Origin of the sequence: Streptomyces sp. NPDC050625, from assembly GCF_040654755.1 — a bacterium.
Classification (GTDB): domain Bacteria; phylum Actinomycetota; class Actinomycetes; order Streptomycetales; family Streptomycetaceae; genus Streptomyces.
The window spans coordinates 42,224-61,400 of sequence record NZ_JBFAIQ010000007.1 but is presented as its reverse complement, the minus strand read 5'-3'; the positions used below and the strand labels follow the sequence as shown (position 1 = coordinate 61,400).

Genomic DNA, 19,177 nt, shown 5'->3' with positions numbered 1-19,177 from the left:
ACAGGAGACCGAAAGGTGCCGGTTCTCCCCGGAGCCGAGCCGTACCGCCACGAGGGCGGGGAGGTTGGTGTTCTCCTCTGCCACGGCTTCACCGGCTCGCCCCAGTCGCTGCGCCCCTGGGCGGAGCATCATGCCGCGCGGGGCCTGACCGTGTCGCTGCCGCTGCTGCCCGGGCACGGCACGCACTGGGAGGACTTGCAGCTCACGGGCTGGCAGGACTGGTACGCGGAGGTGGACCGCGAGCTGCGCGTGCTGCGCGAGCGCTGCGCGCGGGTGTTCGTGGCCGGCCTGTCGATGGGCGGCGCGCTCGCCCTGCGGCTGGCCGCGAAGCACGGGGAGGCGGTCGACGGCGTGGTGGTCGTCAACCCGGCGAACAAGGTGCACGGCCTGTCGGCGTACGCCCTTCCGGTGGCCCGGCACCTCGTGCGGACGACGAAGGGCATCGCCAGCGACATCGCCAAGCCGGGCGCCGCGGAGACGGGCTACGACCGGGTGCCGCTGCACGCGGCCCACTCCCTGCGCACCTACTTCCGGCTGCTGGACGGCGAGCTCCCGCAGGTGACCCAGCCTCTGCTGCTCCTGCACAGCGCCCAGGACCATGTGGTGCCGCCGGCCGACTCGGCCCGCATCCTGAGCCGGGTGTCCTCCCTGGACGTAACGGAGGTCGTGCTGGAACAGAGTTACCACGTGGCGACGTTGGACCACGATGCGGACCGGATCTTCGAGGAGAGCCTCGCCTTCATCGGCCGGCTCGCACCCAGTGTCGGCAAGGAAGGGACGGCCTCAGTTGGCTGAGCACGACTCCGACCGCGAGGACCGCGAGCCGGACGAGAAGGGCGTGCCCTTCGACGAGGAGGCGGCCTGGGCGGCGATCGTCGCCGGATACGGCGCTGAACCGCCGGACCCGCCGGGCGCCAGGCCGTTCAAGTCGATCGAGGATCTCGCGCTGCCCGAGACCGGGCCGGACGAGGACGACGACACCGAGGCACAGCAGCCCGCGAAGCCGCTGGGCAGCTCCGTCTCCTTCGCGCCCGGCGTCGGGCCGCGCGACTACGCGGCGCCGGAGCCGTCCGACGACGACTTCGACGAGGACGACGAGGGCCACTTCGTGCCGCCCGAGCCGCCGCCGCTGCCCGCCGCCGACACGACCGCCAAGTTCGCCTGGCTGGGGGTGGTCGGCGGCCCGATCCTGCTCCTGCTGGCCGTGCTGCTCGGCTGGGACATGACGTGGTGGCTGACGACGCTCGGCATCGGCGGCTTCCTCGGCGGCTTCGTCACGCTGGTGACACGGATGAAGACGGACGACGACGAGGATGGTGACCCTGGGCGGGGCGCAGTCGTCTGAGCGACGCCTTACACCGCTGGGATTCTGAGGGCGGCCAGGACCGGAAGGTGGTCCGTGGCCGCCCTCAGGTCTGCCCGGGTCACTCCGGGGTGGCCGAGGGGTACCCCGCAGCCGAGTACCTCGATGCCCTTGGTGGCGAAGATCGCGTCGATGCGCTGGTGGGGGTCGGTCGGGGTGGAGGTGTATTCGCTGCCCCAGGGCGCGGTGGCCCAGCAGTCCGTCAGTCCGTCGGCCAGGCGCCGGAAGGTGCGTCCGGTGGGGCGTTCATTGAGGTCGCCGCCCGCGACGGCGTGCTCCACGCCCATCCCGGCCAGCCGGTCGAGGAGCATGCCGGCCTGCTCGTGACGCTCGTCCTGCTGCAGGCTGAGGTGACAGCTCAGGACGCCGAGCCGGGCGCCGCCGAACTTGACGACGGCGGTGGCGAAGCCCCGTCTGTGCAGTCCCGGCGTGAGCGGGAGGAGTACGTCCTCCGTCCGCTCGACGGTGGCCCGCAGGCCGCACAGGATCGCCGGTCCCGCCGCGGTGGCGCCCCCGGTGAGGATCACCTGCCCGGACGCGGCCGCGAGCCGGGCCAGTTTCTTGCGCCAGCGGAAGAAACGGGGGGCTTCCTGGACGAGGACCAGGTCGGGGGCGCAGGCGGTGATCACACGGGCGAGGGCGGCGGTGTCGTCCCTCATCGAGCGGATGTTGTAGCTGAGGACGCGGATGACCGCGGAACCGTCTGGCTCCGTGCGGGAGTTGGGGAGCAGCGCCATGTGGATCAATGTACGCCCAGTAGCTCGGGGCGCGAGGTGCGTGCGCGACTGACGGTTCGTCGTGGCTTGTCGCGCCCACGCGGCGGAGCCGCAGATCTACACAGCCTCGCGCCCCTGCACAGCACAGGTCACTTACATGATCGGGTCCGGCTCCCGGGCCAGGTCGGCCGCGCCCACCAGGCCCGCCTTGTTGCCCAGCTGGGCGGCGATCACGTCGGCGACGGGGCGCCAGTTGCCGCCGACCAGCCAGCGCTTGTACGACTTGCGGATCGGGTCGAGGACCAGCTCGCCCTCGTCGGAGAGGCCGCCGCCGACGATGAACGCGGAGGGGTCGAAGAGGGAGGCCAGGTCGGCCAGGCCCGCACCGGCCCAGCGGGCCAGCTCGCGGTAGGAGTCGACGGCGACCGGGTCGCCCTGGCGGGCGGCCATGGAGATGTGCTTGCCCTCGATGCCCTCGGGGGTGCCGTCGCCCATGCCGAGCAGGATCTCGGCGCTCTCCGGGGTGGCGTTGGCGCGCTGCTTGGCGTATCTGACCAGGGCACGGCCGGAGGCGTACTGCTCCCAGCAGCCCTGCGAGCCGCAGCCGCACAGCAGGCCGTCCGGGACCATCCGGATGTGGCCGAACTCGGCGGCCACGCCGAAGTGCCCGCGGCGCAGCTTGTTGCCGATGATGATGCCGCCGCCGAGGCCGGTGCCGAGGGTGATGCAGATGACGTTGCGGTGGCCCTTGCCCGCGCCGAACTTGTACTCGCCCCACGCGGCCGCGTTGGCGTCGTTCTCGACGACGACCGGGAGGCCCACGCGGGCCTCGACCTCCTGCTTGAGCGGCTCCTGGCGCCAGTCGATGTTGGGGGCGAAGTAGACGGTCGAGCGCTGCCGGTTCACGTAACCGGCCGCACCGATGCCCACGCCGACGATGTCGTGACCCGCATGTGCGCCCTCCACGGCCGAGGCGATGGCGTCCACGATCGCCTCGGGCGTGCCCGGGGTCGGCACCTTGTGGGTCGAGAGGATGTTGCCTTCCTCATCGACCACGCCGGCCGCGATCTTCGTGCCGCCGATGTCGACGCCGATGGTGAGTCCCATGAATCCCTCAGTTTCGGTCGAGCCCCGCTACGGCCAACCGTACCCGAGGCCCTACCGGCGGGGGCTGTCAGTCCAAGTCGATGCGTTCTCCTGAGCCGGTGCCGTCGCCCCGGTCCTTCAGGTCTTCCGTGCGGGACGTCCAGCGCTGTTCCTGTGCCTGGACGGCGGAGCGGTACGCGGCGAGCAGTTCGTTGCCGGCCGCCGCGAGGTGGTCGAAGACATCTGGGTTGCGCTCCATGACGGGCTCGACGGCGGCCTTGGCCTGCTGGACCACCTGCCGCACCATCTGCTGTGCGGCGGGCCCGGCGACCGCCCCGAGGAGCGGGGACTGGAGGCCGGACAGCTTGTCGGCGACGGCGTCGACGAGTTTGCGCAGTTCCTCGGCGGCCGATCCCTGAGGAGAGCCGTACTGGGCACGACGGCGGGCCCGCTCGGCCTCCAGGTCCTCGGCGCAGGCCTTGGACCAGGCATCGGCGTCGGTCGCCCGAACCTCTTCGTCCGCCTCGGGGGCGTCAGGTGTGGGGCGCTCTTCGCTCATGACGGACTCCTGACTACGGTTCGTCTCTACGACGTTACCCGAATGGGCGTGCGGGGTTCACCGTCGGCGCGGCCGGATCGGCCGCCGCTCCGGCGCCGGGCGAGCAGGAATCACTTCCCGCGCGCCCACAGACCCGGATCCGGCGCGAACCGGATACGCAACTCCCCCTCGCACAACCCCGCACCGCCGACGGTACAGCGACGCAGGGCGACCGCGAGGGCCACGATCCGCCGCAACGGGCCGACCGTCATCCCGACCCCGTCGCCACGCCGGATCGGCCCCCGCCTCGCCGCCCGACGAGCGGGAACCACGGCCCGCGCGGCCACAAACCCGGAACCCGCACGAGCCGGATACAGCTCCCCTCGCGCAGCGCCGCGCCGGCGCTGGTGCAGCGCCGCAGAGCCGACGGGAGCGCCGCGAACCGACGGAACCGGCCCGGCGTCATCACGATCCCCTCACCTCGGCCGGACTCGGCCCCCGCCCCGCCACCCGACGAACGGGAACCACTACCCGCGCGGCCACAGGCCCGGATCCGGGGCGAACCGGATGCGCAGTTCGCCCTCGCGCAGGGCCGCACCGGCGACCGTGCAGCGCCGCAGAGCCGACGGAAGCGCCGCGAACCGACGGAACCGGCCCGGCGTCATCACGATCCCCTCACCTCGGCCGGACTCGGCCCCCGCCCCGCCACCCGACGAACGGGAACCACTACCCGCGGGCCACAAACCCGGAACCCGCACAAGCCGGATACAGCTCCCCCTCGCGCAGCTCCGCGCCGCGCCGGCACTGGTGCAGCGCCGCAGAGCCGACGGAAGCGCCGCGAACCGACGGAACCGGCCCTGCGTCATCACGATCCCCTCACCTCGGCCGGACTCGGCCCCCGCCCCGCCGCCCGGCGAGCGGGAATCACTGCCCGCGCGGCCACAGGCGCGGATCCGGGGCGAATCGGATGCGCAGTTCGCCCTCGCGCAGGGCCGCGCCGGCGACCGTGCAGCGGCGTAGGGCGGACGGGAGGGCCACGATCCGGCGGAAGCGGCCGGCCGTGATCACGATTTCGTCGCCGCGCCGGACGAGGTCGAGTTCGTCGCGTATCGCGCCGGGGAGCGGGACGGTCCAGACGAGCACGCCGTCCTCGGCGATCCGGTCGGTGACGGGCCACTCGACGGGGGTGGGCGCCGGGTTGACGGCGGGCACGGCGAGCTCGGCCAGGTCGTCGTGGCCGTGCGGGTCGCGGCCGAGGTGGGCGACCGGGTGGACGTCGTAGGACTCCTGCCAGTCGGCGAGGGCCTTGCGCTGCTGGGCGACGAGTCCGGCGAGCCAGGTGTCGGACGCGTTCTCGGGCAGCACGCGGTTGGCGACCAGGGTCTCGGTGCGCAGACCGCGCAGGGCGAGGCCGAGGGTGGCGGCGCGGACGGCGTCGGCGCCGGCCGGTCCCGGTTCGGCGACCAGCCGTACGGACGTGGCGCGGTCGGCCACGACGGCCTCGACGGCGGCCAGTTCGAGGTCCCAGCGGGCGGCCGTCTCGTAGAGCCAGTCGGCGGGCATGGGGACGCCGGCGAGCCGGCCGAGGACGGGGCGCAGGGCGCGGGCGGCCTGCCGCTCGGGCGGCAGCAGCCTGCGCAGGTAGCGGCGCAGTTCCTCGGGCAGGGCGAGCAGGGCGAGGGCCTGCGGGGTGGGTGGGAGGTCGACGACCAGGAGGTCGTAGCGCTCGGACAGGGCGGCGTCCCGCAGGGCGCGCAGGAAGGACAGTTCCTCGGCGCCGGGGAGGGGGGTGACTTCCTCGGCGTCCAGGCGGGAGGCGCCGAGGAGGTCGAGGACGTTCGCGGCGCGGGACTGGAACGCGGTGAGGTCGTCCCGGAAGCGTTCGGCCGCGTCGGGGCGCCACGCGGTGAGGTGCGGCGCGATCCGCGCCGGGGCGGGTCCCGTCGCCGTGCCCAGCGCCGCACCGAGGGTGTCCGTGCGGTCCGCGCTCAGCACGAGGGTGTCGCTGCCCTCGCCCGCCGCACGCAGGGCGGTGGCGGCGGCGAGGGTGGTACGTCCACAGCCGCCCGGGCCCGTGATCAGGATGGTGCGCATGAGGGTGAACGGTACCGCCGCGCGCCGCCCCGGGACGTCGCGCCTACTTCTCGGGCGACTCCACCCGCTTCTTCAGCCCCGCCAGCGCCCGGTCGATGATGACCTTCTCGGCCTTGCGCTTGATCATGCCGAGCATGGGGATCTTGACGTCGACGGTGAGCTGGTACGTCACCTCGGTGGCGCCGGCCCCGGCGGGCTTGAGGAGGTACGAGCCGTCCAGGGAGCGCAGCATCTGGGACTTCACCAGGGTCCAGGAGACCTCGTTCTCGCCGGTCCAGGTGTAGCCCAGGGTCTGGTCGTCCTTGATGGCCCCGGCGTCCATGACGAGGCGGACCTGCTCGGCGCGGCCCTGGTCGTCGGTCTTGAGGACCTCCGCCTCCTTCACCTCGCCGGTCCAGTCCGGGTAGCGGGCGAAGTCGGCGATCACCGCCATGACGTCGGCCGGAGCCGCCTCGATCGTGATGCTCGAACTGGTGTGTTCCGCCATCGCCGTGGCTCCTCCAGATGCGGGCCGTTAGTCGGGTGCGACGTGCGCGAGCGTGCGCACGTGTGTGCAGCGTGAAGGCTACCGCGCGCCCGACCAGGCGCCTTCACCCCATCTGGGGTCGTTCACCATTCGAGTACCCAGGGCCGTCCCGTCCCGGCGAAATGCCCCACGTTCACGCATTCGGTCGCGCCGATCCGCATCCGCCGCACCAGCGGCTGGTGGACGTGCCCGAACAGGGCGTAGCGGGGCCTGGTGCGGCGTATCGCGTCCAGCAGGGCGCGGCTGCCGCGCTCGAAGCGGCGCGCGACGGTGTCGTACACCAGTTCCGGGACCTCCGGGGGTATGTGCGTGCACAGCACGTCGACCTCGCCGACCGCCTCGATCTTCGCCGCGTACTCCTCGTCGCTGATCTCGTACGGCGTCCGCATCGGGGTGCGCAGTCCGCCGCCGACGAAGCCGAACGTCCAGCCCCCGATCTCCACCCGCTGTCCGTCCAGGACCGTGGTGCCGGGACCGGCGTACTCCCGCCACAGGGGGGGCATGTCGACATTGCCGTACGTCGCGTACGTCGGCGTCGGGAACACGGCGAACATCTCGGCGTACTGCTTGCGCACCGCCTTCTCGATCGCGGAGGCGCGGTCGGCACCCATGCCCGCCCACAGCCGGGCCCCGAACTCCCGCGCCTCCTCGAAGCGGCGGGCGGTGCGCAGCTCGACGAGGCGGTCGGCGTTCGCCACGCCGAACAGGTCGGGGAAGATCCCGCGCGAGTGGTCGGCGTAGTCCAGGAAGAGCACGAGGTCGCCCAGACAGATCAGGGCGTCGGCGCCGTCACCGGCGCTGGCCAGATCATGGGCGTTGCCGTGCACATCGCTGACCACATGGATGCGCGTCCTTCGGTTACCGGCGGGTGTGGGTGCCATGGTGATCAAGGGTAGGCGTGTGCGGCACAGGTGAACAGTGACGGTCGGACCTGCGGTTACTGGCCAGTCAGTAAGGGGGTGGACTACCGTACGCGAAGGAACACCAGTCTGTGTGACGCAGCGAACATCTCGCCGGGAACCCCTGTCGAAAAAGCCATACCGGCGGGTAACGTCCGGGCAGTCCAGTCGTGCTCTGGATTTCAACCACTGATCCTCAAGGTTCGTGGTGGACAACCGGAGTACCTGCCCGAGCCTTGGACCGCACCGTCGCATCGCACAACGTCGTGGCGCCGGCGCCCTATGAGGAGCAGCAGTCTTGCGCGAGTTCAGCCTTCCGGCTTTGTACGAGGTCCCTGCGGACGGCAATCTGACCGACATCGTCCGCAGAAACGCCGCGCAGCATCCCGACGTCGCCGTCATCGCCCGCAAGGTCGACGGTGTCTGGCAGGACGTGACGGCCACGGCGTTCCTGGCCGAGGTGCGCGCCGCGGCCAAGGGACTCATCGCCTCCGGTGTGCAGCCCGGCGACCGGGTCGCCCTGATGTCCCGTACCCGCTACGAGTGGACCCTGCTCGACTTCGCGATCTGGAGCGCCGGCGCGATCACCGTGCCGGTGTACGAGACCAGTTCGCCGGAGCAGGTGCAGTGGATCCTGAGCGACTCCGGTGCCACCGCGTGCATCGTCGAGCTCGACACCCACGCCGCCGCCGTCGACTCGGTGCGCGACCGCCTGCCCGCCCTCAAGCACGTCTGGCAGATCGAGGCCGGCGCCGTGGAGGAGCTGGGCCGGCTCGGCCAGGACGTCACGGACGCCACCGTCGAGGAGCGCAGCTCGCGCGCCAGGGCCGACGACCCGGCGACCATCGTGTACACGTCCGGCACCACCGGCCGGCCCAAGGGCTGTGTCCTCACCCACCGCAGCTTCTTCGCCGAGTGCGGGAACATCGTGGAGCGGCTGCGGCCGCTGTTCCGCACCGGTGAGTGCTCCGTCCTGCTCTTCCTGCCGCTCGCGCACGTCTTCGGCCGGCTGGTCCAGGTCGCGCCGATGATGGCGCCGATCAAGCTGGGCAACGTCCCGGACATCAAGAACCTCACCGACGAGCTGGCCGCGTACCGGCCGACCCTGATCCTGGGCGTCCCGCGCGTCTTCGAGAAGGTCTACAACTCGGCGCGCGCCAAGGCGCAGGCGGACGGCAAGGGCGCCGTCTTCGACAAGGCGGCGGACACGGCGATCGCGTACAGCAAGGCGCTGGACACGCCGTCGGGCCCGTCCATCGGTCTGAAGATCAAGCACAAGGTGTTCGACCGGCTCGTCTACAGCAAGCTGCGCGCGGTGCTCGGCGGCCGGGGCGAGTACGCCATCTCGGGCGGCGCCCCGCTGGGCGAGCGTCTGGGCCACTTCTTCCGCGGTATCGGCTTCACGGTCCTGGAGGGCTACGGCCTGACCGAGTCCTGTGCGGCGACCGCGTTCAACCCGTGGGACCGGCAGAAGATCGGCACGGTCGGCCAGCCGCTGCCCGGCTCGGTCGTGCGCATCGCCGACGACGGCGAGGTGCTGCTGCACGGCGAGCACCTGTTCAAGGGCTACTGGAACAACGAGGCCGCGACCGCCGAGGCGCTGGCCGACGGCTGGTTCCACACCGGTGACATCGGCACCCTCGACGAGGACGGCTACCTCAGGATCACCGGCCGCAAGAAGGAGATCATCGTCACCGCGGGCGGCAAGAACGTCGCCCCGGCCGTGATCGAGGACCGTATCCGGGCGCACGCGCTGGTCGCGGAGTGCATGGTGGTGGGCGACGGGCGGCCGTTCGTGGGCGCGCTGGTCACCATCGACGAGGAGTTCCTGGGCCGCTGGGCCGCCGAGCACGGCAAGCCGGCGGGCTCCACCGCGGCGTCGCTGCGCGAGGACCCGGATCTCGTCGCTGCGATCCAGGACGCGGTCGACGACGGCAACGCCGCGGTGTCGAAGGCGGAATCGGTGCGGAAGTTCCGCATTCTGTCCTCCCAGTTCTCGGAGGAGTCGGGCCACCTGACGCCGTCCCTGAAGCTCAAGCGCAATGTGGTGGCGAAGGACTACGCGGACGAGATCGAGGCGATCTACCGGAAGTAGCGGTCCTGCTGTCGGTGCGTCATGGCGCGGTGTCCTCGGCGAGGACCCGCGCCATGGTGCGTTCGGCGAGCGCGGTGATGGTGACGAAGGGGTTCACCCCGATCGACCCGGGCACCAGCGAGCCGTCGGTGATGTACAGCTTCGAATAGCCCTTCACCCGGCCGTAGTCGTCGGTGGCCCTGCCCAGCACGCAGCCGCCCAGCGGGTGGTACGTGAAGTCGTCGGCGAAGACCTTGCTGGTCGAGCCGAACAGGTCGTACCGGTAGATCGTGGCGTTGGCCAGGTTGATCCGGTCGAACAGCTTCTTGGCCATGCCGACCGACACCGCGCTCTGGGCCGGGGTCCAGCCGAGCTTCACGGAGCCGGAGGCCGCGTCGTAGGTGAATCTCGCCCGCTCCGGGTTCTTGGTGATCGCCAGATAGAGGCTGACCCAGTGCTCGAAGCCCATGGGCAGCGGGGCGATCTCGGCGAAGACCGGGTTGTCGGTGTTGGCCCAGTCGTCGATGCCCAGGACGGGCATGGTCGCCTGGTTGGCGCCGACCGTGTCCCAGATGTGGTTGGCGCGCCCGAGCATGGTGTTGCCGTTGGTGCCCCAGCCGGCGCCCACGCTGGAGTTCAGGTCGGGCAGGGTGCCGGTGTCCCGGGCGCGGACCAGGAGTTCGGTGGTGCCGAGGCTGCCGCCGCCCAGGAAGAGGTAGGTGCAGCTGTACTGCTTGGTCTCGACGACCGCGCCCGTGGCGTCGATCCGGTCGGCGGTCAGGACGTACGTCCCGTCGCCCGCCCGGCTGACGGCCTTCACCTTCTCCAGCGTGTGGATGGTGACGTTGCCGGTGCCGAGCGCGGCGGCGAGATACGTCCTGTCGAGGCTGCGCTTGCCGTAGTTGTTGCCGTAGATGACCTCGCCGGCGAGCGCGGACCTGGTGGCCGTGCCGGCCGCCTCGCGCTGCATGTAGCCGAAGTCGTAGACGTTGGGCACGAAGGTGGTCTTCAGGCCCGCGTTGGCGGCGGCCTTACGGGAGGTGCGGGCGAACTTGTACCACTCGGTCGACTCGAACCAGGCCGGGTCGACGGTGTTCACGCCGAGCATGGAACGGGCGCGCGGGAAGTACGTGCCGTACATCTCCGCCGCGTCCACGGTCGGGAACTGCTCGGTGAAGTACGACTGGAGCGGGGTGACCGCCATCCCGCCGTTGACCAGGGAGCCGCCGCCGACACCCCGCCCGACGTACACGGACATGTTGTCGTAGTGCACCCGGTCCAGGACGCCCGGGTAGGAGCTGATGTTCTTGTTGACGAGGTCCAGCCACAGGAACGTGGCCAGCGGTGCCTCGGTGCGGGTGCGGAACCACATGGACCGCTCGTCCGGGGCGCTGGTGGAGCAGAAGACCTTGCCGTCGGAACCGGCGGTGTTCCACAGCCGGCCCATCTCGATCACGAGGGTGCGGATGCCGGCCTGGCCGAGGCGCAGGGCGGCCACGGCGCCGCCGTAGCCGGAGCCGACGACGATCGCGGGGGCGCTCTCGGCGGCGGCCGGTTCGGCGGCGTGGGCGGACTGGAGACCGATGCGGGTGAGACCGGCCGTGGCGGCGGTCTGGAGGGCGACCATGCCCAGGATTTGACGTCTCGTCAGCTGACGCTGCATCAGTTTTGCTGTCATGCGCGCAGCATGTGCGGATTTTCCGGTTCCGCCTAGAGGACCGGCAGGGTCTGAATCGAACCTTTGCAGCAGCTTCTTACAGGGCAGCAGCCTTTTACAGCAGCGCCTCGGTCCGCTTCACAGCAGCTCCTTGAGCCGCTCCGCGAGCAGGTCCCAGCGCCACTTCTCCTCGACCCACTGCCGCCCGCGCTCCCCCATCCGACGGCGCAGTTCGGGGTCCCCGAGGAGCGTGACGATCCGGTCGGCGGCGTCCCCGGGGGAGCCGCCCCGCACGACCCATCCGGTCTCCCCGTCGAGCACCGCGTCGGGCGCCCCGCCCGAGTCGCCGGCGACGACCGGCAGCCCGGTGGCCGAGGCCTCCAGATAGACGATCCCGAGCCCCTCGACGTCCAGCCCGCCGCGCCGGGTCCGGCACGGCATGGCGAAGACGTCCCCGGCGCCGTAGTGCGCGGGCAGCTCCGACCAGGGCACGGCCCCGGTGAAGCGCACCGAGTCGGCGACCCCGGTCTCCCGGGCGAGCCGGCGCAGGTCCCGCTCGTACGGCCCGCCGCCCACGATCAGCAGGACCGCGTCCGGCTCCTTGGCGAGGATCGCCGGCATGGCCCGGATCAGCGTGTCCTGCCCCTTGCGCGGCACGAGGCGCGAGACGCACACCACCACCGGCCGCTCGGTCAGCCCGAGCCGCGCCCGTACCTCGTCGCCGCCCGACTCCGGATGGAAGGTCTTCTCGTCGACGCCCGGGGGCAGCTGGACCATCCGGCCGGCCGCCCGCGGCGTCAGCGCGCCGGCGATCCGCGAGCGGGTGTACTCGCCGAGGTAGGTGATCGTGTCGGTGGACTCGCCGATCCGGCGCAGCAACTGCCGCGCGGCGGGCAGCTGGGCCCAGCCGGCCTCGTGCCCGTGGGTGGTGGCCACCAGCCGCTCGGCGCCGGCCCTGCGCAACGCCGGGGCCATCAGTCCGAGCGGGGCCGCCGCCCCGAACCACACCGAGGTGCACCCGTGCTCGCGCAGCAGCCCGACCGCCCGCCGGGTCACCCCCGGCGTCGGCAGCAGCATCGTCGTACGGTCGCGTACGACGGTGAAGGGCTGGTCGGCATCGAACGCGGCCGTCGCCTCGACGCCCTCCCGGCTCCGCTTCCAGGTGGAGGCGTAGACGACCAGCCGGTCGGGGTCCAGACGCAGCGCCATGTTGTGCAGGAACGCCTGGATGCCGCCCGGCCGGGGCGGGAAGTCGTTGGTCACGATCAGCGTCTTGTGCATCGCCGCCGACCCTACCCAACCGGCGCACGAGGGGCACGGGCGCCCGCGGCCGTGCTTCATGGCACTCGCACAGGCCGACGGGGGATCATGGGGCCGCACCCACCGCAGTCGGACGAACAGGGGTTCAGGTGAACAGGACGGGCGCGGGGTGGTCCCCGGTGTGGCTGCTGGGCGCCTGGGGCGTCACCCGGGTGGTGCTGGTGCTCTTCGTGGTGAGGGTGTTCGTCATCCCGGGGGTGGACGTCACGACCGACGTGTCCGTGATCTACCACGGCTGGTACGAGGTGCTGCGCCACGGCAGCTTCCCGGTGGGCGACGTGACCTGGCAGTACCCGCCCGCGGCGGCGCTGGCGATCCTCGCCCCCGGCGTCCTGCCCTTCCTCGGCTACACCACGGCGTTCTTCGTCCTGGCCTGCCTGGCCGACCTGACCGCCCTGGCGCTGCTCCTGTACGCGGGCCGGCGTCCCGACGCGTCATCGCGGGGGGCCTGGGTGTGGGTGGCCGGCGTCCCGCTGCTCGGGCCCACGGTGTACGCGCGCTACGACCTGATGGTGACCGCGGTGGCGGTCGCCGCGCTGCTCGCGGGAGCCCGGCACCCCCGGGTGATGGGCGTGCTGGCGGGTTTCGGCGCGATGGTCAAGGTGTGGCCGGTGCTGCTGCTCGTGGGGGCCGTACGGCGCCGGGCGTGGGCCGCGGCGGCGGTGACCGCGGGCGCGCTGGCGGTGCTGTTCTCGGCGGCCATGCCCGGCGCCTTCACCTTCCTCACCGCCCAGCGCGGCCGGGGCACCGAGGTGGAGTCACTGGGCGCGCTGGTCTTCCATGTGGCGCGGCACTTCGGCTGGCACGGCCAGGTGCTGCTGAACTACGGCTCGGTGGAGTTCCTCGGGCCGTACGTCGGCCTGGTGAGCACGGCCGCCCTGGCGCTCACCGGCGCCTGCTTCGGCTGGCTGGTGCTGTGGCGGCTGCGGGCGAACCGCTTCCCGCCGCAGGCGCTCGCGGAGGCGGCCTTCACGGCGGTGCTGATGTTCACGGTGACCAGCCGGGTGATCAGTCCGCAGTACCTGGTGTGGCTGATCGGCCTGGCCGCCGTCTGCCTGTGCTCCCGGCAGAGCCGCATGGGGCTGCCCGCCCTGCTGCTGGTGACGGCCGCCTTCGTCACGGTCCTGGAGTTCCCGATCGGCTTCGCCCACGTCGTCGCCAGCGACCTGTACGGCACGACCCTCCTGCTCCTGCGCAACGGACTGCTCCTCACCGCCACGCTCCTGGCCGCCCACACCCTGTGGCACACCACGGTCTCCGCGCCCGGCACCCCACGGCTGCCGAGCCAGCCGACCCACACGAACGGGACCCCGGTGTCCTCCTGAGCGGACGTGGGACAACGTCCCCCGCCAGGTCAAGCCGCCCGGGTGAACGGGGTCTTCGACTCCTCCCGGTTCCGGGACCGTCCGAACAGCAGTGTGGCGAAGCCGTACTGGAGTGTCATCGCCAGTGCCAGTGCCAGGCAGATGCCCGGGAGGCCGAGTGGGGACAGAGCGTGGGCGAGGGGGAGCTGGACTGCTGTGCCCAGCAGTGTCACGCGGAGCAGGGCCGGTGCTCCGCCGCTGCCCTCGAAGACTCCGCCGAGTGCGATGAAGCAGGCCATCAGGAGGAGGTAAGGGCCCACGCAGCGCAGGAAGAGCACGCCCTGGTGGGCGACGTCGGGCCCGGCTCCGAACGCGGCCATGATCCACGGGGCCGTGGCCGCGAACAGTGCGGCCGACGTGAGCCCCAGGGCTCCCGAGAGCAACACCGCCTGTCGGCCGATGTCCCGGCGTGCGTCCTGGCCGGCTCCGCGGGTGTGTGCCGTGTGGATCGAGGCGGCCTGGCGTACGGCGTAGAAGGCCATGGTGGCGATGTACATCACCTTGTACGCGATCGCGTAGGCGGCCACCGCGGTCACCCCGATCCGCGCCACGATCGCCACCAGCACCAGTGCCCCGCCCTGCCGCACGGTGAAGTCGGCGGACATGGGCAGCCCGCAGGTCAGCGTGCGGCGCAGGGCCGCGGGTACCGGCTCGGCGGGGCGGGCCCGTGCCGCCGTCCGCAGCAGTGCGTTCCGGCGCAGGGCGCGCAGTCCCACCGCGAGCGCGGCGCAGCGGCACAGCACGGTCGAGAGGGCGGCGCCCCGGACGCCGTACAGGTGGATGAGGACGGGGTCGCAGACCAGGATCAGCCCGTTGGCCAGCAGGGCGAGCCGCATCGGGGTGCGGGTGTCGCCGGTGCCCTTGAGGATGCCGTCCACCAGCTGCTGGGCGAAGAAGACGGCCATGCCCGGCAGGGAGATCGCGAAGTAGGCGGCCGCGAGGGCCGGCGCGGCGCCCCCGTCCGCACCGAGCACCAGCTCGGCCAGCGGCCCGCGCAGCAGCAGCCCGCCGGCCACGACCACCGGCGTGACCAGCGTGAACAACGCCCAGCCACCGCGTACCGCGGCCCGTACGGCCTCCGGATCCCGGGCCCCTCCGGCATGCGCGACGAGCACGGTCGTGCCGGAGGCGAAGACCAGGGCGACGCCGAGCAGCACGTTCTCGGTGTTGGTCGCGACGGCGACCGCGGCGACCGCGGCTCCGCCGAGCCGGGACACCCAGACGGTGTTGATGATCCCGGAGGCGACGGAGGCGAGGAGCGAGAAGTAGACGGGGTGGGCGAGCGATATGAGCTGCTTGCGGTGACTGGTCATGGTACGTACCCCCTCGTGACGGCTGCGTCGACAGCCGCTTACCTCTAATCGAGGTAGCTCGATTAGAGGTATCATGGGGTCACTACGTCCGCAAGGAGGAACCGCGTGCTCGAACTGTCGATCCTGGGCTTCCTGGCCGAGCAGCCCCTGCACGGATACGAGCTGAAGGAACGCATCAAGGCACTGAGCGGCCATGTCCGCCCGGTCAGCGACGGCGCCCTCTACCCGGCGATCACCCGCCTGGTGGCCGCGGGCAAGCTCGACCAGCACATGGCGGAGGGCGCGAGCGCCGCCCCGCGCCGGGTGCTGTCACTGACCGACGCCGGCCGCGAGGACCTCCATGAGCGGCTGCGGCACCCCAAGCAGACGGACATCACGGACCAGGTCCGGTTCAACACGGTGCTGGCCTTCCTGCGGCACCTGCCGGACCGGACGGAGCGGGCCGCCGTGCTCCGCCGCCGCCTCGACTTCCTGGAGACCCCGGCGAGCTTCTTCTACCGGGACGGGAAGCCCGTACGGGCCGAGGAGGCCGACGATCTGTTCCGGCAGGGCATGCTGCGGGTGGCTCGGGCGACGGGCCGGGCGGAGCGCGAGTGGCTGCGCGAGGCCCTCGACCTGCTCTCTCAGCCGAGCTGAGCCCGCACGTAGTCCTGCCACTGCGCGGTGAACGCCTCGGGTGTCGTGCCGAGCACCTTCCGCAGCGCGCCCTCGACCGCGCCCGCCCGCTTCCCGTGCCCGCCGACGACCCGGTAGAACTCGCCGAGGCGGACCTCGCCCCAGCGGTCGGCGATCATCCGGCAGGCCAGCCAGCCGCTCTCATAGGCCTGGGCGAGCCTGGTGGGGTTGCTGTCGAAGCCGAAGTCCTTGTCGGTGGGCAGACCGGCCGGCACCCGGTCCTCCTGGACGGCCCGCGCCAGCTCGGCCGCGGCCTCGCCGGGCGTGCGGCCCGTGCCGAGGTAACCGACCCAGTCGGCATAGCCCTCGGACAGCCACAGCGGCGTGGCCGGGGTGGTGTTCGCACGGGTCGCCACATGGGTCGTCTCATGGGTGAGCACGACCTGCTTGCCGACGTCGCCGAGAAGGGCGTACGCCTCCGGGTTGATCACCACCCGGTCCGCGGGTGCCCGGCCGGAGCCGCCCGCCTCGCCGGTGGTGACGGCGGCGATCCCGCGGTAGGAGGAGACGGGTGAGCCGAGGACGCCCGCCATGCCCTCCAGGGACCGCGGTACGAGCACGACGACCCGCCGCGTCCAGTGCGTACCCCACGCCTGGGAGACGGCGGGCACCGCGCGGTCGGCGAGCCGCGCGTAGGTGTGCAGCATGTCGGTCGACTGTCCGACCCCGAGGATCAGGCTGTGCCCGCCCTTGACGGCCGTCACCGCGCCCTGGTCCCACAGTTGCTGGGCCGCCTTCTTCGCGGGCCTGTCGGCGGCGACGTACCACTGCCCGTCGGCCGTGCGCCGCAGGGTGAGCGTGCGGCCGGTGGTCACGGGGGCCCTGTCGATGCCGCGCAGCCGGTAGCGGAGCTCGGCGGCGGCGGTGGCCGTGGAGCCGGTGCGGTGCAGGCTGGTCAGCCGGTAGCTCCAGTCGTCCAGCGGGACGGTACGGAGGTTCTCGTACTGCGTGCGCGAGCCCGTCCTGCCGTACGCCGTCTCGTCGTGGCCGAGTAGCGCCGCCGCCCGCCGGTCGAGCACCTGCTGCACCTCGGTGCGCGCGGAGTCGGCGGCCGTCCGTCCGCCGCCGCACCCGGTCAGGGGAACGAGCAGCAGACAGAGTCCCACCACTCCCGAGCGCCACGCCCGTCTGAGACCAGCCATTTCCCGATCGTACGGCCCGGCGCGCCGGATCAGACCCTGGTGACCGAGGAGATGGGCATCATCCCGACCGGGTCGTAGCGCACCGGTGCGCCGGGGTGGGGCGCGTGGATCACCTGGCCGTTGCCCGCGTACATCGCCACATGACCGGCGTCGGAGCGGTAGACGACCAGGTCACCGGGGCGCACCTGGGAGAGCGGGATCCGCCGGCCCGCGTAGCGCTGCTCCTGCGAGGTGCGCGGCAGCTGGACCCCCGCGTGCGCGTACGACCACTGCATCAGGCCCGAACAGTCGAAGCCGGAGGGCCCGTTGGCGCCCCAGACGTAGGGGCGGCCGAGGGCGGAGCGGGCGGCGGCGAGGGCGGCGGCCGCGCGGCCGGCCGGGGCGGCGGCGCCCGAGAGCTCCGGCATGTACGGGCGGGCGCCGCGGGTGGCCCGTTCGTAGGCGGCGCGCTCCGCGTCAGGCAGGGAGTTGAGCAGCTTGCGGGCCTCGGCGAGCTTCTTCTCGACGGTCCGCTTGTGCGCGGCGACGGCCCTGCGGCTCCGCTCCAGCTCGGTGAGCTTACCGACCGTCTCGGTGCGCTCCTGGGCGAGTTCGCGCAGGGCCGACTGGAGTTCCCTGAGGCGGCCGGCCTGGTGGGCGCCGATCCGGTCGAGCGTGGCCGCCTTGTCGAGGTAGTCGTCCGGGTCGTCGGAGAAGAGCAGGGCCACGGTGGGGTCGATGCCGCCGGAGCGGTACTGGGCGCCGGCCAGCGAACCCAGTTCGTCCCGCATGGTGTTGATGCGCTCCTGCTGACGGGCGATGTGGTCCCGTGCGTCGCCGACCTGCCTGCGCAGCACGCCCGCGCGTTCGCCGGCCCTGTCGAAAGCCTCGGTCGCCTTCTCCGCCTCCTGGTAGAGGCGGTCCACCTCGGCACGGGGGTCGCCGTGCGGCGCGGCGGCCGCGGGTACGGCGCCTAGGGCCGCGGCGGCGGCGGACAGGACGCACAGGACGACGGCGCCCCGGTTGAACCCGGACGGTACAAGGCGGCGATGGGACCCCACGGGAAGCCGCGCTCCTTCCGCTGGCGGACGGCTGACTGTTCGGAAACTCGCCAGACAGTAGCCGCGCGGACACGCAGCGTCCAAAGTCTCCCAGCCGGTCGCCCGACGCGACGACCCGCCGCCGACGCAGGTCAGCAGCGGGTCGTGGAGTCAGTTCGGGTTGTCGCGAATCGCCCGTTCGGGCGGCATCCGCAGGGCGGCAGCCGCGGGGTCAGACGCGGACGCCGAACTGGAACGGCATGTTGTTGATCGACTCGTAGCGCACGACGGCACCGGTGTGCGGGGCGTGCAGCACCTGGCCGTTGCCGGCGTAGAGGCCGACGTGGTGCAGGTCGCCGTAGAAGAACACCAGGTCGCCGACCTGGAGCTGGCTCATGGAGAGGTGGGCTCCGATGCCCGCCTGGGCCTGGGAGGTGCGCGGTATGGAGACGCCGGCCTGGGCGTAGGCCCAGGAGGTCAGGCCCGAGCAGTCGAAGGAGGAGGGACCGGAGGCGCCGTAGACGTAGGGCGAGCCGATCTTGCTCTGGGCGGCGGAGAACGCGGCGGCGGCCCGGCCGGAGGCGGAGGTGTCGTTGCCGAGGTCCACGCGCTCGGTGGAGGAGCGGCTGGCGCGGCTCTGCTCGGCGGCGAGCGCCGCCTTCTCCTTGGCCGTCAGCGTGTTGAGGAGCCGCTGCGCCTCGGCGAGCTTGCCCTGGACTTCCTTCTTCTTCTTGCCCAGCTCGGTGCGGGTGGAGGCGAGGTCCTTGAGCTTGTCGGTGGCCTCTGCCCGCTCCTGGGCGAGTTCGCGCTGTTTGTCCTGGATCTTCTTCAGGGCCTCGACCTGCTGGCTGCTCAACTGGTCGAGCGTGGACGCCTTGTCGAGGTAGTCGTCCGGGTTCGAGGAGAGGAAGAGCTGGACGGACGGGTCTATGCCGCCTGAGCGGTACTGGGCGCTCGCCATCGAACCCAGGCCGTCGCGCAGCTTGTTGAGTTCCTCCTGGCCGCGGGCGACGTTGTCCTGGATGGTGGAGATCTCCTTCTGGAGCTTCTCCTGCTTCTCCTTGGCCCCGTTGTACTTCTCGGTGGCCTGCTCCGCCTGCTCGTAGAGCGCGTCGACCTTCGCCTTGACCTCGTCCTTGCTGAGCTTCTCGCTCGGTGCCGCGTTGGCGGCGTTCGCGCTCAGGGCGACGGCAGCGGCGGCTGCGGTGGTCAGCACGGTCACGCGCGTGCGGCTCGGCTGCTTGGGTCGACGGTGGGACGCCACGGAGACGGGCTCCTTCTTTTGAGTGATCACCCGTGTGGAGGTTCGAGCCCTGACCCTAGTGACCTTGCTGTGATCAGTTCAAATCCTCACACCAAAAAATCCCGTCCCGCAGTGCATTCTTTGCACA

General features: G+C 71.9%; 17 protein-coding genes and 3 pseudogenes. 5 read left to right on the top strand and 15 right to left on the bottom strand.

Going from position 1 to position 19,177, the window contains the following annotated elements:
- Positions 1-15: 15 nt before the first annotated feature.
- Positions 16-795, top strand: a complete 780-nt coding sequence (locus AB0I54_RS18285; RefSeq protein ID WP_363297009.1) for an alpha/beta fold hydrolase — start codon at positions 16-18, stop codon at positions 793-795.
- A complete protein-coding gene (locus tag AB0I54_RS18280) occupies positions 788-1,345 on the top strand; it encodes a hypothetical protein (RefSeq protein ID WP_363297008.1) in 558 nt (185 codons plus the stop codon). The genes AB0I54_RS18285 and AB0I54_RS18280 overlap by 8 nt, the downstream gene beginning before the upstream one ends.
- Positions 1,346-1,353: 8 nt before the next feature.
- On the opposite strand, the gene AB0I54_RS18275 is transcribed toward AB0I54_RS18280, so the two are convergent.
- The 9 genes and pseudogenes from AB0I54_RS18275 to AB0I54_RS18235 form a co-directional block, all read right to left on the bottom strand.
- Positions 1,354-2,100, bottom strand: coding sequence for an endonuclease/exonuclease/phosphatase family protein (locus AB0I54_RS18275; protein WP_363297007.1), 747 nt, complete (start codon positions 2,098-2,100; stop codon positions 1,354-1,356).
- A 132-nt stretch (positions 2,101-2,232) separates the two neighbouring features.
- Complete coding sequence (locus AB0I54_RS18270) at positions 2,233-3,186, bottom strand: ROK family glucokinase (RefSeq protein WP_363297006.1); 954 nt, start codon at positions 3,184-3,186, stop codon at positions 2,233-2,235.
- A 67-nt stretch (positions 3,187-3,253) separates the two neighbouring features.
- A complete protein-coding gene (locus AB0I54_RS18265) occupies positions 3,254-3,724 on the bottom strand; it encodes a DUF5304 domain-containing protein (RefSeq protein WP_363297005.1) in 471 nt (156 codons plus the stop codon).
- Between the two features lie 110 nt (positions 3,725-3,834).
- A pseudogene (locus AB0I54_RS18260) lies at positions 3,835-3,999 on the bottom strand (ArsA family ATPase); the annotation flags it as partial.
- A pseudogene (locus tag AB0I54_RS18255) lies at positions 3,972-4,187 on the bottom strand (hypothetical protein); the annotation flags it as partial. The pseudogenes AB0I54_RS18260 and AB0I54_RS18255, both read right to left, overlap by 28 nt.
- A 43-nt stretch (positions 4,188-4,230) precedes the next feature.
- Positions 4,231-4,386 (bottom strand): annotated as a pseudogene (locus AB0I54_RS18250) (ArsA family ATPase); the annotation flags it as partial.
- A 241-nt stretch (positions 4,387-4,627) separates the two neighbouring features.
- The gene (locus AB0I54_RS18245; protein ID WP_363297004.1) at positions 4,628-5,797 is read right to left on the bottom strand and encodes an ArsA-related P-loop ATPase; all 1,170 of its coding nucleotides are present in this window, start codon (positions 5,795-5,797) and stop codon (positions 4,628-4,630) included.
- A gap of 43 nt (positions 5,798-5,840) precedes the next feature.
- Entirely contained in the window at positions 5,841-6,284 is a 444-nt protein-coding gene (locus AB0I54_RS18240; RefSeq protein ID WP_263207848.1) for an SRPBCC family protein, read from the bottom strand.
- A gap of 122 nt (positions 6,285-6,406) precedes the next feature.
- Positions 6,407-7,204 carry a metallophosphoesterase gene (locus AB0I54_RS18235; RefSeq protein ID WP_363297003.1) on the bottom strand — a complete coding sequence of 266 codons (798 nt, stop codon included), beginning with the start codon at positions 7,202-7,204 and terminating at the stop codon, positions 6,407-6,409.
- A gap of 316 nt (positions 7,205-7,520) precedes the next feature.
- Here AB0I54_RS18235 and AB0I54_RS18230 point away from each other — a divergent pair, with 316 nt between their 5' ends.
- The gene (locus tag AB0I54_RS18230) at positions 7,521-9,317 is read left to right on the top strand and encodes an AMP-binding protein (RefSeq protein WP_363297002.1); all 1,797 of its coding nucleotides are present in this window, start codon (positions 7,521-7,523) and stop codon (positions 9,315-9,317) included.
- A gap of 19 nt (positions 9,318-9,336) precedes the next feature.
- Here AB0I54_RS18230 and AB0I54_RS18225 read toward each other — a convergent pair whose 3' ends face one another.
- A complete protein-coding gene (locus tag AB0I54_RS18225; RefSeq protein WP_363297426.1) occupies positions 9,337-10,923 on the bottom strand; it encodes a GMC oxidoreductase in 1,587 nt (528 codons plus the stop codon).
- Positions 10,924-11,091: 168 nt separating this feature from the next.
- The gene (locus AB0I54_RS18220; protein WP_363297001.1) at positions 11,092-12,234 is read right to left on the bottom strand and encodes a glycosyltransferase family 4 protein; all 1,143 of its coding nucleotides are present in this window, start codon (positions 12,232-12,234) and stop codon (positions 11,092-11,094) included.
- A gap of 128 nt (positions 12,235-12,362) precedes the next feature.
- Here AB0I54_RS18220 and AB0I54_RS18215 point away from each other — a divergent pair, with 128 nt between their 5' ends.
- Positions 12,363-13,598: a glycosyltransferase 87 family protein gene (locus AB0I54_RS18215; protein WP_363297000.1), complete on the top strand. Its 1,236-nt coding sequence runs from the start codon at positions 12,363-12,365 to the stop codon at positions 13,596-13,598.
- 29 nt (positions 13,599-13,627) lie between these two features.
- On the opposite strand, the gene AB0I54_RS18210 is transcribed toward AB0I54_RS18215, so the two are convergent.
- Positions 13,628-14,950: an MATE family efflux transporter gene (locus tag AB0I54_RS18210; RefSeq protein ID WP_363296999.1), complete on the bottom strand. Its 1,323-nt coding sequence runs from the start codon at positions 14,948-14,950 to the stop codon at positions 13,628-13,630.
- Between the two features lie 105 nt (positions 14,951-15,055).
- Between AB0I54_RS18210 and AB0I54_RS18205 the strand changes: the two genes are divergently transcribed.
- Positions 15,056-15,586 carry a PadR family transcriptional regulator gene (locus AB0I54_RS18205; RefSeq protein ID WP_363296998.1) on the top strand — a complete coding sequence of 177 codons (531 nt, stop codon included), beginning with the start codon at positions 15,056-15,058 and terminating at the stop codon, positions 15,584-15,586.
- Here the strand turns inward: AB0I54_RS18205 and AB0I54_RS18200 are convergent.
- From AB0I54_RS18200 to AB0I54_RS18190, 3 genes are all read right to left on the bottom strand, one after another.
- On the bottom strand, positions 15,574-16,767 hold the full coding sequence (locus AB0I54_RS18200) for a hypothetical protein (protein ID WP_363296997.1): 1,194 nt from the start codon (positions 16,765-16,767) through the stop codon (positions 15,574-15,576). The genes AB0I54_RS18205 and AB0I54_RS18200 overlap by 13 nt on opposite strands.
- A gap of 29 nt (positions 16,768-16,796) precedes the next feature.
- Positions 16,797-17,807, bottom strand: coding sequence for an NlpC/P60 family protein (locus tag AB0I54_RS18195; RefSeq protein WP_363296996.1), 1,011 nt, complete (start codon positions 17,805-17,807; stop codon positions 16,797-16,799).
- Positions 17,808-18,018: 211 nt separating this feature from the next.
- Complete coding sequence (locus AB0I54_RS18190; RefSeq protein ID WP_363296995.1) at positions 18,019-19,050, bottom strand: NlpC/P60 family protein; 1,032 nt, start codon at positions 19,048-19,050, stop codon at positions 18,019-18,021.
- Positions 19,051-19,177 lie beyond the last annotated feature (127 nt).

Excerpts from the sequence above, each read along its gene's own strand:
- AB0I54_RS18265 (WP_363297005.1), bottom strand. The coding sequence starts at position 3,724 with ATGAGCGAAGAGCGCCCCACACCTGACGCCCCCGAGGCGGACGAAGAG.
- AB0I54_RS18245 (WP_363297004.1), bottom strand. The coding sequence starts at position 5,797 with ATGCGCACCATCCTGATCACGGGCCCGGGCGGCTGTGGACGTACCACC.
- AB0I54_RS18200 (WP_363296997.1), bottom strand. The coding sequence starts at position 16,767 with ATGGCTGGTCTCAGACGGGCGTGGCGCTCGGGAGTGGTGGGACTCTGT.
- AB0I54_RS18225 (WP_363297426.1), bottom strand. The coding sequence starts at position 10,923 with ATGGTCGCCCTCCAGACCGCCGCCACGGCCGGTCTCACCCGCATCGGT.
- AB0I54_RS18220 (WP_363297001.1), bottom strand. The coding sequence starts at position 12,234 with ATGCACAAGACGCTGATCGTGACCAACGACTTCCCGCCCCGGCCGGGC.
- AB0I54_RS18210 (WP_363296999.1), bottom strand. The coding sequence starts at position 14,950 with ATGACCAGTCACCGCAAGCAGCTCATATCGCTCGCCCACCCCGTCTAC.
- AB0I54_RS18270 (WP_363297006.1), bottom strand. The coding sequence starts at position 3,186 with ATGGGACTCACCATCGGCGTCGACATCGGCGGCACGAAGATCGCGGCC.
- AB0I54_RS18275 (WP_363297007.1), bottom strand. The coding sequence starts at position 2,100 with ATGGCGCTGCTCCCCAACTCCCGCACGGAGCCAGACGGTTCCGCGGTC.
- AB0I54_RS18235 (WP_363297003.1), bottom strand. The coding sequence starts at position 7,204 with ATGGCACCCACACCCGCCGGTAACCGAAGGACGCGCATCCATGTGGTC.
- AB0I54_RS18240 (WP_263207848.1), bottom strand. The coding sequence starts at position 6,284 with ATGGCGGAACACACCAGTTCGAGCATCACGATCGAGGCGGCTCCGGCC.